We start from the raw sequence: 12,829 nt of genomic DNA on the forward strand, positions 1-12,829 counted from the left end.
CGTATAATTCCACGGTTACTTCAACAAAATGGTAAAAAACACCAGTAAAGACAAAATAGTCAGTTAATTAACTTATATTTCCCTCAACCAGCAGACTGAAGTGCCAAATTATCTAATAAGACACCATTTTTTAGCATCTTATGCTAGATATTGTGCGGAAAAATTAACAAAAGTAATGTAATCTAGCTAACAGTTAGCTACATTCATCTCCGAAAAAACGGCGTTCTGTGAACTTAGTCACTCAGGTGCACTTAAATAGCGATCTTCTCCCCAAAACAAAGCATGTCTGCAACAAATTTCTATCCAGAAACTCATTGAGACACACTATCTAAATCACCATTCCCACAAGCCTTTAGATTTTTTTAGTGTTAAACATTTGTAAATAACCCCTTATTCGCTCGATATATCAGGTCAATTTGAGCAACTAAACGGGTATCTCCTATGAGAGGATTTCATTCTCTATCTTTAGCTATTTCGGCTATCACACTACTTAGCGGGTGTGGGAGCGAGGAAAGCACTTCTGATAATATCGCTGTAGAAGTACCTTTTTCGTTGAGTAGCATTCCTATGCCGAATGACGGTTATGGCTATGATGCTGACGGGACAATCTCTTTGCCGGGTGAACCTTCTTCACCCAATGCATATTCAACCAACGCTGAATATGACGCTTATTACCAAAATTTCGAGACCAGTTTCGCCGCTGTTGACGGTTGGGGCTTGTGTGTCGAACCGATTGAGATTCCGCTTAGCAGCGTAGGTTCTGAGCAGGTTATTGCTCTAGAACCAACGTCTCTGCAAGGAAACGTTGTGCTCATCGACGGGACAACTAGGCAAGAGGTTCCAAATACCAAACTATCTAGTGATGGTCGCAAACTCATCATCGAATGCGGCGCTGCTCTTCAACCAGGGACGGAGTATTTCATTGCCGTCTCGAACGGCGTAATGACAGTAGAAGGCTTTCATCTACAATCATCGCCAGCCTTTGGACAACTTTTAAGTGCAGACCCCAATGAGCTAGATGAGCAACAACGTAATCTCCAACAGAAGACAAAAAACGCCGTTTCTGCGTATAGTGACTTAGGTAAGCCGAACGAAGTCGTATACGCCTCTACATTCACTACTCAAAATAGTTATTCCGTCATCGACAATATTGTCCAACAAACAATATCTGATCCAACAAATCCACCGACACTTGACCTGACGAATATTGAAGTCACTGAGGTCAACTCTTCTCGTCCAAGTAAAGCTTATGTCATCGTTTCTGGCGCGACACTAGAGACAAACAATTACCTTCCTTTTACACAAAACATCGCCGATAGGGAAAAATGTTTGTTGGACAGTTACGACCCAATAGCAAACTGCCCGTCAATGTACAATTGGACAACAGGTGAAAATGGAGAACACCTAACCCACTCTTTCTTCAGTAATCAAGGAAAAATAGCCAAGTATAATGATTCGACTACCACTATCCCTGTCGATTTTTACTTACCTTACATTTTCGGAACTACAGATTCAAAAGCCGGAGCCAGAAAATTCATTAAAGATACAACCAACCCATCGGTTATCTTTATCCATGGCGTTACTGGTGACAAAGAGTCCGCTTCACTGGTTGCTAAGGAATATGTTACAGACGGAAAGGAATACATATTTACAGCAATAGATATGCCTTATCATGGGGCTAGAATTGTCTGTGATAGTTCGAATTATAGTGATGAAACAACACTAAAATACTGCGATAGCGGAAAACCCATTAGTGCTCGTGCAGACAAGTCTTACTTCATCAATATCACTTCCCCTCTAACACTACGATCTAACCTTCACCAATCTGTTAGTGACTTTATTGGCTTAAGATGGGCGCTTAATTTCGGCAATGATAGAGCTGATAGAGAGGTACATTTAATTGGAGTCTCTCTTGGAGGCATCATGTCCGTAATGACCACTGAGGCAACTTATAAGCCGGAATCACCAATTGCCCAACCAATAGAAGGCTTGGCCTTAGCTACCTCCAGCTACGTTGTACCAGGCCAGGGACTAGTAAACCTTACATTATCTTCTCTCACTCTAGGTTCCGAAATGGAAACCTCAGTGAAGAAGTCAGCTGACGTGCAAAGGGCAATCGCCGAAACTCTATTGCCAAGCATATGTTACGAAGGTGTAAGTAACGAAACTTGTATCACCTCACTTCAAACTCATAGTGCGGAACTAGAAGACAGTATTGAGATGTTGGAGAACGAAATCTATTCAGCCCTAATCCCTATTTTAAAGCAAGGCGTCCAACAAACTATTGATGGTTCGGATCCAGCAGGAAAAGTTTCAAGACAAGTACAAGCTCAGCAACCAACCCTCCTTATTGAAGCTGTTGGTGACTGCGGAGAAACCTGTGAAATCGGAGAGTATATGCCCGACACCGTAGTACCGAATAATGCAGAAAATAATGTCATGACAGGGACGGACCCATTAATCCATGCGCTAGAGCTAAATGACATAACTAGTTCCACAACAGATGCTCCAATCAGAGGAGTAATCAGAGCGACCGTTGGTGGTCATGGAACATTTCTCTTCCCTTACGAGGGACCAATGGATGAAACAGGATTACCGTCTCAAGACCCGAAACATATGGAAGCAGGAAACAATTCACGCATAACTCAACAAGAGGCGGTTCGTAATATGGTCGCAACCAACGCGCGAGCAATTTACCTTGACTCTGACGACCTGATAAACATTGAAGATGAAACCGACGAGGCACAATAATGAAAAAGACAATCCTTAGTCTTAGCGTTGCTACAGCTATTCAGGCACACGCCGCAGGCTTTCAACTTAATGCGCAATCGGCGACGGGTTTAGGTCGTGCATTCGCTGGAGACGCGATTATTGCAGACAACGCTGCCGTGGTATCAAAAAACGCGGCGGCGATGAGTCTAATCGACCAACCGATGATATCAGTGGGTGCAGTGAACATAGCTAGCCAAGTTGAGTTTAGTGATATGCGTTACACAACGCCAAACACAGTCACTCAATCGCTCGATGACACAACTCTCGACAACAATACCTTAGTACCCAACGCGAATATGGTGTTTCCGATAGAAGGAACCCCTTGGACGCTTGGCGCTACCGTACATTCAAACTTTGGTACCGACGTTGAATTTGAACAGGAGTTTGCCGCGCCAATCTTTGGCGGCAAAACTTACTTAAGTAGCATCAATGCGGGCTTTTCCGCTAGCTATCAAATTGATGATGCATGGTCAATCGGTGGCGGTCTCGATATTATCTATGGAGAGGGCGATATCGCGCGTAAGCACAACAACGCGCCACTGCTATCTATTGATGCTGACGGATTTGGTTTGGGATTCAATCTGGGGGTGGCTTATGTCCTCGATGAAAACAACCGCTTTGGTTTATCTTATCGCTACAGCCCCGAACTTAGAGCTGAAGGCCAAGTCTACCAAGCGGGAGAAGGCCAAGGATTAACTGACAGTTTAGACATACCGCTGCCCGATATCATTGAGTTTTCTGGTTATCACCGACTCAATCCTAAATGGGCAGCACACTACAGCTTGCAGTATGTCGCTTGGTCTGAATTTGATAGCTTGACCTCAGAAAGTTACGCAACATCAATTAAAGACTACCAATGGCAAGATGCCGGACACGTTTCAGTTGGTGTTACTCACTATCTGAATCACTCTATCGAGCTAAGAGCGGGCTATATGTATGACTTGTCACCCGTAGATCAAATCAGTTCGCTGTCGATTCCTGATACTGACAGACATTGGTTTACCTTTGGTGGCACTTATAAAGCAACCGAAAACTTAAGCGTCGATTTAGCGTTAGGCTACTTAACAGGTGAACAAACGACGATTAATGAATCACAGGTTCTTGCTAACCCAGAACCTTTCAATGTTGTTTCTACCGTCAACACTAGCGCTTGGTTAGCAGGTCTTCAGCTTAACTACGCTTTCTAAATTTTCCTACGTAAAGAAACGGCCTTCTGACTCGGAAGGCCGTTTATTATCAATCAGTTCCGAATCTCGCGCACAATTCTCAATGTAACAATGACACTTCGTGGAACTGTCATTTAAGCCTGCTACATTTATACATCTAATTACATATATATTAACGTCATAAAGGCTTATTATGGGAATCGCATATCACACATATATTGGTAAGCAGGTAACGCAATTACCTAACCTCCCCTGTCGTGCGGCAGGCAATGTTTCACTCAATACCCCTGTCGGCAACTGTGTCGACAAATTTGGTCGAATATGGTTGGCGGATACAGCACATAATCGCGTACTTGTCTTCGACCGAAAGATGGACAAGTTGTTAGCTAGCTTTGGCAGTGTTGGCAACGGTAGCCAACAGTTCAATATGCCCTTTCGCCTGTTGCCTCACCCGAATAAACCTTGGATTTACGTCAGCGACATTGCCAACAAACGTATCCATATCCTTGAATACAATCAGGCGCTCAGCATCCGTTCAATCAGCAATTTTGGCAGCGGGGCGCCCATCAACTTACAGGGTCCAAACGGATTAGCTTTCTATCAGGGTAAGCTGTGTGTCGCTGATGAGTTTTACGAAGGTGAAAACGGTGAAAGCCGGTTAGTGATTTTCAATGAGGACGGCAAATGGTTAAGAGATATCACAGTCATCCAAGCCAAGGAGCCGGTTCACTTTTTATGGCCTCAAGGGCTGAGTTGCGATCTCGACGGGCATCTATACATCGCCAATACTGGCTTTGCGACTGTAGTTCGCTGTGACTGGGAGGGAAAGCCTGTCCCATTCTCGAATGGTAAAACTTATCTAGATGGTATCGACCTAGCACGCGATGTCTCAATCATTGATAACCGAATTCTTATCCCAGGAGCCAAACAGTATTCAGTCTCTGTTTACGATATTGATGGCCATTTTTCAGGTAACCTAACGGGCTTCTTCTCGCCAATACAAATCACCAAACTTGACCAAAATCGCCTGTTGATTACCGAGCCCATTTTGGCTTCTTTGCAGATTCATCAGATCGACTGGGCAGAATTATCACCTCAACTGCCTATATCGACACTAGTGGTTGATCAATTGGGCGATGAGCGAGATAAAAAAGGACAGTTGCACTTTGTCACCTCAGTGGCTGGCGATACCTCTCCCGTTTCGACAAACAACTCCGAAAGTCGTTACCCTATTATCAGCGAATGGTGGGAAAAGCACTTTGAACAGCAAGATAAGTGGCTCAATTCTATTCACCAAATCGATGTGCCTTCATGGGTCTCAATGACCTTAAGTACCCAGATGGAGTGGACGCAAAAATGGCAACAAACCTGGGTACGAATATTCCTTGGCGATAAGTTTGATGACCCAAATCAACTGCTTTGGCTGGTTGACGCTGGCAACTATCAACTGCAAGCGACAGAAAGCTCTCAACCCGATGCGGCTAGACCGGGCAGCTTGCCTCTTTTACCCGGATCACTTGGCATCTGTTCTTTAACTCCTTCGTCGCCATTGCTCGGACAACTCAACCCAGACATACCCTTACTAGTTGTCAGCAATTACATCAGCGGTATTGTGACGATTTATCAATATGACGAGTTAATTGGCGAGCTAGTACCGTTTAGCTATTTTGGAGGTTTGGGTCATCAAGAGTGGCAGTTATTTAAGCCTCAAGGTGTTGCCGTCGACCCGATAAGCCGCGATATCTATATTGCTGATTCTGGCAATAATCGCATTGGTCGTTGGCGGCTCAACCAACAAGGAATCGCTGGCTTAGTCACTACCTTTGGTGAAAAAGGTCATGGCGATAATGAGTTTTTCACACCAACCGACATCACGATTACACCGGATGGTCAAAAGTACATAACCGATCAAAACAACAATCGCGTGGTGATTTACGATCGTCATGATCAATACGTTGGCAGTTTCGGTCAGCAGGGTTACGGAACGAACAATGACAACTTCCTACTACCGACCAGTATAGACTTTGACCATGGTAAGTTGTTTGTGTCTGATTTGGTTAATCGAGCTATCAAGGTCTTTGACCAACAAGGGCATTTCATTGATAGTTTTAGTGGCTTTGGTGCCGACCCAAGTAAAGGCCAGCTATGGATGCCATACCTGCTTCACGCACATAATCATACCCTCTACCTACCCGACTGCGCTCTTAACCGAGTTAACGTTTATAAGATTAGCTAAGGAGTCAGTGATGACATCAATATTCGATAAAGCCAAAGCGAAACGCTTAAAGCAGACAAGTTCTATCTCTCAGCAAGCAACGGAGGCGAGCGAAAAGCTTGCCAATCAGTATCAATGCGTGACTCAGTATTGTTTAGAGCAACCTTCTTCTCATCAGACACGGGAAAAACTGGAACAGTGGCACAAAGCTCATCAAGAGCACGCCAATCACCACATTATGTCTCCACCTCACGAGAACTAAAAAAGCGAGCCAAATGGCTCGCTTACTCATGCAACTTGTGCAATAGTTTTTCGGTCAGAAATCACTTTGCCATCTTTAATCGTGATAATGCGTTTGGTGCGTTCTGCCAGCGCATTATCGTGCGTCACGATGATCAATGTTCGGCCCTCAGCATGAAGCTGATTAAATAGGGCTTCAATCTCTGCACCAGATTTAGAGTCTAATGCCCCAGTCGGTTCATCGGCGAGAATAATTTGCGGATCATTGACTAAGGCTCTGGCAATCGCCACCCTCTGCTTTTGACCACCCGATAATTGATTGGGCTTGTGATCAAGGCGATCACCCAGTCCAACTTGTTCAAGCAATTTTGCTGCTCGTCTCCGGCGTTCTTTGGCTTTCACGCCCGAATAAACAAGAGGCAACGCCACATTGTCGAGCGCTGTCGCGTATTCGAGCAAGTTAAAGCTCTGAAAGACAAAGCCTATTCTTTGATTGCGAATTCCTGCAAGTTCATTTGCACTTAAACTCGCCACGTTTTGCCCCGCTAACTGATAGTCACCTGCTGTCGGCTTATCTAAACAGCCAAGCATATTCATCAGGGTCGATTTACCCGAGCCAGATGGACCTAAAATAGATAGAAACTCACCTTGATTAATCTTGAGCTCTACGCCATCAAGCGCGCGAACTTCCGCTTCTCCGCTCGAATAGTATTTGCAGATATTATTCAGCTCGACGAGCGCTTGGTGTGACATGTTCTCTTCACTATTGTTCTTACTCACTTTGTAATGCCTCCAACGGACTGACTTTCGCTGCTCGATTCGCTGGCAACCAGGCTGAAGCAACACCAATAATGATTAAGGTCGTGATCACCACCAGCACCACAATCCAAGACAGTTCAGGAACCGGTTTGCCTAGCTGCTCGTAAAACACATTGCCTTCCAAGCTGATTGCACTAAGTGCGGATACCAGCACATAAGTCACGCCAAGACCGAGCACTCCCCCTAGCATCATGGTCATGAGTGACTGCACCAGATAGTGCAAACGGATTGCGGTCGGGGTTGCTCCAACCGCCATTCTCACTCCGATATCACGGGTCGAGCGTTTCACTGTCGCGTACATAACGTTGGCAATGCCTACCCCCGCTACAGCGAGCGTGACAAAGCCAATAATGCCAAGGAAACTCTGTAGACCAATTAGGAACTGCTGCATGCTTTTTTGCTTGAGGAACATATCTTCCACTTGAACGACCTGCTCGTCACTAACACTTGCTCCATGTTTGCGAGCAATCACCTGCCGAATAGATTTTGCAAGCTTGTCCCTATCTGCATTTGCTTTCGGTTCAACATTAATTCCGCCAATTTCGCCATTGGGGTGAAATCGCCGCCAAGTCGCTAATGGTATAAAGCTGGAATGGTTGATTTGATCGCCTTGCTCAACTCGCGCGCTGTTTTTCTCCAAGACGCCCACCACAGTAAATTCTTCCTTACCAATCTTAACCTTCTTCCCTACCGGGTTGGTTTGCAACGTGACCGCTGCAAACCAACTAAAGTCTTCTACGGGATTAAATAGTTCAGCGGCTAACGAGTAACCTAAAACCACGACTTTACGCATCTCTTTTTGATCGAGAGGGTTGAGCCAGCGACCACCAGCTAAAGGTTGCAAATTAGTCAGCGAAGCAAATTCCGTCGTCACCGCTAACGGCTCTTGCCATGATTCTCGATCACCAGCACTAATACGCTCGTTCCATCTTGCAGTGGGTACTACCCCCCTTACCGCAGGTAACGCGCGAACCACGTCCGCATCTTGTGCTTTAAGGGTTAAGAACTTACCTTGATGAAAAGCACCGTAATCGACGGTAGCCATACCACCAGTCAGATAGATTAGATTACCGTTACCATTTTGTGCCGTCCTCAACACCCCCTGACGAATCCCTTCGCCGACAGATAGCATCGCTGCAATACAAAGTGTCGCCCAAGCCACTGCCAAAATTGTCAGACCCAACCTGAGCTTTTCTGCTGCCATCTCTTGAAAGATTTGCCTCATCGGTAACAGCATCATTAAGCCCTCGCGCTCAAAGCGATAACCGGAGTCAAGCGTGACGCTCTCCTCGCGGGAAAGTATGAGGCTAGCAGAGCCAAAACAAGCGTTACCAACAGTGACCAAGCAATTGAATCTGGCGTAATCACCGGTGAGCCAAGCCAATCAGGTAAAGTCATGGTGCTTAACAGAGAAACCATTGCGTAAGAGACAGTTAACCCCAGCCCTGTCCCAACGGCAACTAAGATTAGCCCTTCGAGAATGAACTGACCCAATATCGATTTTTGGGTTGCACCAATCGCCAATCGAACCCCTATCTCGCGCGTTCTTTCAGTCACAGATAAAAACATAATGTTAGCCACGCCTAATGCCCCAACGGCCATCGTCATTGCCCCACTCGAGCCAAGAAAAATTTGAATTCCACGGAAAATCCCTGTAATCAATGCACCGCCTTCACTAAAGTCGAGCAGTTTTATCGCCTCTTTATCATTAGGGTCAAAATGCAGTTGTTTGGCAAAAAAGGACACGATGCTTTGTCTAAATGAAGCACTATCCATACCGTCAGTCGAAGTTAGCAAGAGCATCCAAGGTTTTGCATTCCACAAATCGAGATAAGTCGTTTGCGGGACAAACACCTTGCGGCTATCACCAAATGAAAGGCTTACATCTTCATCTTTAATGACACCAATAACCAAAAAAGGAATGCCGTTGACTTTGACTTGTTCACCAATAGTAATGTTACCCATTTTGGCAATTTGGTCTCCAAGCACCGCAACTCGAGAGTGGTTAGCGATATCACTTGGTGAAATATTACGTGACCCAGGCTCAAGCTGACGCTGAACTAATGCGAAGTAAGAAGGGTCAATGCCGCTGACAAAACTAGACAACTTCTGCCCTTTTATGTTGGTCACGCTGGCGTCCCATTTGGCGTAAACACTTGATGCCTGCTCTGCAAAACCTGACTGTTTGAGCATATCGACTTTGCCTTGCGGTATGGTTATCTGGCGCCTAGCGGGTAATCCGTTCCAAGGTTGACTGGTGCTGGAAGGAAAAGCCAGCTGGACCTTATTGACCATAAACGACAATGATTGAGTTTGATGCCGATAAAATCCTTCACCGAGCGCAATCAGCACAACCACGGAAATTACCCCCCAAGCAATGGCGATAATCGCTAACATGCTTTTGAGCCGATGCGCTAATAAGGTCTGCCAAGTTTGCTGTAACAAACTACTCATGAATCAAAAGCCCTAGAAATCAGAGCGATAGTGTCATCATCCAATTTTCCTGCCGTGTGCAGTAAACCTATTCTCTGACGCCAGTAGTTATACAAGTTCGTTTTTAGGCTGTTTTTCGCAGCAAACATACTGTTGTGCGCGTTAATGACTTCCGACACTTCGAGAAGACCCGCATCATAGAGCTTCTCTTTACTGCGTAGCACCTTAGCTCGTGATTCAACTAGTTCATCCGCCATCAATACCTGACTCCAGTTGATATCAACCTGAGTAAAACGTTGGATGATGCGTTTCTGGATATCTATTTCTACTCGACGCAAATCTTGTTTGGCACTTAAAATATTAAGCGATGCTTCATCAACTTTAGCGCGCGTCGCCCCATTAAGATCAATCGGCACACTGAGTGTAATCCCGGCATTGAATTCACCGCTTGAGCGTCTATCGTCATCGCTATAGCCTAGCTTGCCTTTAACCGTCGGGTAATACCCCCCTTGAGCAGAGTCTTTAGCAAATTCACGCGCTTTCACATTCTGCATGGCAACCAGTAACTCTGGGCTACTGTCTTTGGCTAGCTTGAGCCACTGTTCTTGAGAATCGACTAACATTGGTGGCTGAACAAGCGAGTCTGTTCGGACTTGGTCTACCTCTTCAGGCATCTGATTGATCAGTGCGGCAAGTTCTGCTTTTTTACTTTGCAGCTGAGCTTGAGCCTTGAGAATGGCGGCTTTTTCCGAAACTTGAGTGGCTCTAATTTCTTCCACATCAATGGATTTCACTTTGCCCGCTTTGTATCGTTTCTCGATGATCTTGAGTAATTTAGCCCCTTCTTCTAGTTTGTTTTGCGCCAACACAAGGTCACCCTGAGCACTGGCCATATCGAGATAACTAGAAAGGAGTTTTTGCGCAAGCTCATTGTGTGTTTGAGACAGCTCTAATTGGGCTTTTAGTAAATTTGCTTCGGCTCGGTCTAAATCTGACCACAAGCGGCTATCCCAAATCGTTTGGGAAAGGTTGGCGCCATAGCTGTTGGTATTGTGTGTCGTTTCGTTCCAATTAGCAGAAGCATCGGCACTTAATGAAGGCAGCAGCGAACTACGGCTGGATGAAATGCCCGTTTCACCTAGCTGAACACCTATCTTGGCTTTTTCGTAATTAGGATCGCTCTGCTTTGCTTGTTGCCACGCCTGCTCAATAGATATAGCGTAACTCGGCAAACTGAGGGTTGTTGCCAGTAACACAACACTGATTTTAGATAGGCGCAACTTAGCCATGGGCAGCCCCCATCATCATGCTGTTATCAATGATCTCTTCATCCAGTTCAACGCCATCGAGCACTTCTACATTAATGCCGTCTGAAAGACCTAATTTCACTTTCTGTTTATGGAAACCTTGCTCCGAATTATCAGGAATCAGAACATTGGGCGTCTCGCCCTCAAACTGAAGTACACGCTCTGGTAGAGTCAGTACGTTTTCCGACTTTTTAAGCGTGATTTGTGCGGTTGAAGAGAACCCTGAACGCAGCATAATATCTTGAGGAATTTTCAGTTCACCGACTTCTACCCCGAAGCCATTATCGAAACTCTTGGCCGTAGTCGAACCCGGAGAATTAAGGTTTTCTGACTGGATCGCCACCTTAGTCAGCACACCTTCGATTTCAACTTCAGGGTATGGAGCTACCGTAAGAATCACAGGCATACCCGGTGACAGCTGAGCCGCATCATGCTCACTGACACTGCCTTTAAAAATCAGGCTTTTCATGTCTGCCAGTGACATCATCTCGGTCGCAGCTTGGCTAGATTCGGTGGAAATAATTGGCTCACCGACTTCAACTTTTCGATTCAGCACAGTGCCGTCAATCGGTGCATAGATGGTAGAGGTTAAACGAGCATTACCTATTGAAGCCTCACCACTTCGGATCAGCTCAAGGTTTTGGCGTTTCTGTAACACATTGGCTTTAGCTGACTTAACGACCGAACGCGCAGTAACATATTCATCGTAATTACGTGGAATAATGTCTTGCTTAACCAAGCTCTCTAAGTTGGCGAGTTTTTGCTTCGCCGACTCCAGATCCGCTTCGCTACGCATTAATTCCGTTGAGGCATCCGTCAGGGCTTTAGGCGTTGGGTTTGGGCGCACTTTGATCAGAGGTTGGCCCTGTTTTACTTTCTCACCCACTTGCGCATAGATTTCTCCAACAATCCCATCAATTTGTGACTTTATCGATACTGAGTGCGCCGGAACAATTTTACCTACCGCAACCGCCTGTTTCTCAATGGTTCCTTTTGCGACCGCCAACATAGGAAAAGCTTGTGGTTCAGAAGAAGATTGCAGATAAAAATACGCGCCGCCACCAAGCAATGCGACACCGACAGCAGATAAAAGCCAACGTTTAGCCATGATTTACATCCAGTTATTATTTTTGTAGCCATCTGACTACCGTAATATTATAAAGTTCCGGTAATAGTACCGTATGTAAAATAATTTATTATAAAGTTTCAGTGATCTTATCGTATGTAAAACGAAGTTATACATATGAAGTTTGTATGAGTTTGTCGTGCTAAATTGACAATAAAAAACGGCCAATTGAAATTGGCCGTTTTTTGCTAAGCTAATGGGTCTATAAGGTGGCGCTTTTTACCATGCCAGCTTCAGCGTGTCCCGGAATATTGCAGGCAAATTCCACCTTATTGTCACCATGGAAATGCCAAAGTAACTGTTTGGCTTTTCCAGGTTCTACGGTCACTGTGCTGCCAGAATCATGAGCATGACCCGCCATCGTTTTCATCATCTCGCGGTGTTTGAGCTGCTCTTTTGCAGAACCAATTGAAAACTCATGATCTATCTTGCCTGTATTCATCACCACAAACTGGACCACATCATTAGGCTCAATCTTGACCTCTTTCTTAAAACGAATAGTCATATCATCGCTTAGAACAACGTGGACGACCTTGTCGGGTTTAGCACCTGTCGCAGGCATACCAACGTCTGACATGCCTTCCATATTCATCATGTTTGAATGATCCATGTTGGAGTGATCCATTGCCATCATCTGACCATGATCCGTATCTCCATGATTCATCATCGAATGGTCCATCTGAGCGAAAGCGTATGAACTAACCAAGGCTGTTGTGATCAATGCGAATGTCTTTTTCATCTTTTATATCCT

The 12,829-nt window shown here is 45.3% G+C and carries 10 protein-coding genes; 4 read left to right on the forward strand and 6 right to left on the reverse strand.

What is annotated here, in order from left to right; all coding sequences use genetic code 11:
- Nucleotides 1-441 precede the first annotated feature (441 nt).
- The 4 genes from IX91_RS09620 to IX91_RS09635 all read left to right on the forward strand — a co-directional run bounded on the left by IX91_RS09620 (nt 442) and on the right by IX91_RS09635 (nt 6,415).
- Nucleotides 442-2,751 (forward strand): lipase, encoded by a 2,310-nt coding sequence (locus IX91_RS09620; RefSeq protein WP_236642796.1) that lies wholly within the window; start codon nt 442-444, stop codon nt 2,749-2,751.
- Nucleotides 2,751-3,959 carry an outer membrane protein transport protein gene (locus IX91_RS09625; protein ID WP_004747463.1) on the forward strand — a complete coding sequence of 403 codons (1,209 nt, stop codon included), beginning with the start codon at nt 2,751-2,753 and terminating at the stop codon, nt 3,957-3,959. The genes IX91_RS09620 and IX91_RS09625 overlap by 1 nt, the downstream gene beginning before the upstream one ends.
- Before the next feature lie 172 nt (nt 3,960-4,131).
- Nucleotides 4,132-6,174: an NHL repeat-containing protein gene (locus IX91_RS09630; protein ID WP_004747462.1), complete on the forward strand. Its 2,043-nt coding sequence runs from the start codon at nt 4,132-4,134 to the stop codon at nt 6,172-6,174.
- A gap of 10 nt (nt 6,175-6,184) precedes the next feature.
- A complete protein-coding gene (locus tag IX91_RS09635; RefSeq protein WP_004749316.1) occupies nt 6,185-6,415 on the forward strand; it encodes a hypothetical protein in 231 nt (76 codons plus the stop codon).
- Between the two features lie 26 nt (nt 6,416-6,441).
- Here the strand turns inward: IX91_RS09635 and IX91_RS09640 are convergent, their stop codons facing one another.
- The 6 genes from IX91_RS09640 to copI form a co-directional block, all read right to left on the reverse strand.
- Entirely contained in the window at nt 6,442-7,146 is a 705-nt protein-coding gene (locus tag IX91_RS09640; RefSeq protein ID WP_086017200.1) for an ABC transporter ATP-binding protein, read from the reverse strand.
- 19 nt (nt 7,147-7,165) lie between these two features.
- Nucleotides 7,166-8,449 (reverse strand): ABC transporter permease, encoded by a 1,284-nt coding sequence (locus tag IX91_RS09645; RefSeq protein ID WP_004747458.1) that lies wholly within the window; start codon nt 8,447-8,449, stop codon nt 7,166-7,168.
- Nucleotides 8,450-8,451: 2 nt separating this feature from the next.
- The gene (locus IX91_RS09650; RefSeq protein WP_004747456.1) at nt 8,452-9,666 is read right to left on the reverse strand and encodes an ABC transporter permease; all 1,215 of its coding nucleotides are present in this window, start codon (nt 9,664-9,666) and stop codon (nt 8,452-8,454) included.
- A complete protein-coding gene (locus tag IX91_RS09655; protein WP_004747455.1) occupies nt 9,663-10,934 on the reverse strand; it encodes a TolC family protein in 1,272 nt (423 codons plus the stop codon). The genes IX91_RS09650 and IX91_RS09655 overlap by 4 nt, the downstream gene beginning before the upstream one ends.
- Nucleotides 10,927-12,060: an efflux RND transporter periplasmic adaptor subunit gene (locus IX91_RS09660; RefSeq protein WP_004747453.1), complete on the reverse strand. Its 1,134-nt coding sequence runs from the start codon at nt 12,058-12,060 to the stop codon at nt 10,927-10,929. Before IX91_RS09660 ends, IX91_RS09655 begins: the two co-directional genes overlap by 8 nt.
- A 220-nt stretch (nt 12,061-12,280) precedes the next feature.
- Entirely contained in the window at nt 12,281-12,817 is a 537-nt protein-coding gene (gene copI, locus IX91_RS09665; protein ID WP_004747450.1) for a copper-resistant cuproprotein CopI, read from the reverse strand.
- Nucleotides 12,818-12,829 lie beyond the last annotated feature (12 nt).

Source organism: Vibrio tubiashii ATCC 19109 (genome assembly GCF_000772105.1).
Classification (GTDB): domain Bacteria; phylum Pseudomonadota; class Gammaproteobacteria; order Enterobacterales; family Vibrionaceae; genus Vibrio; species Vibrio tubiashii.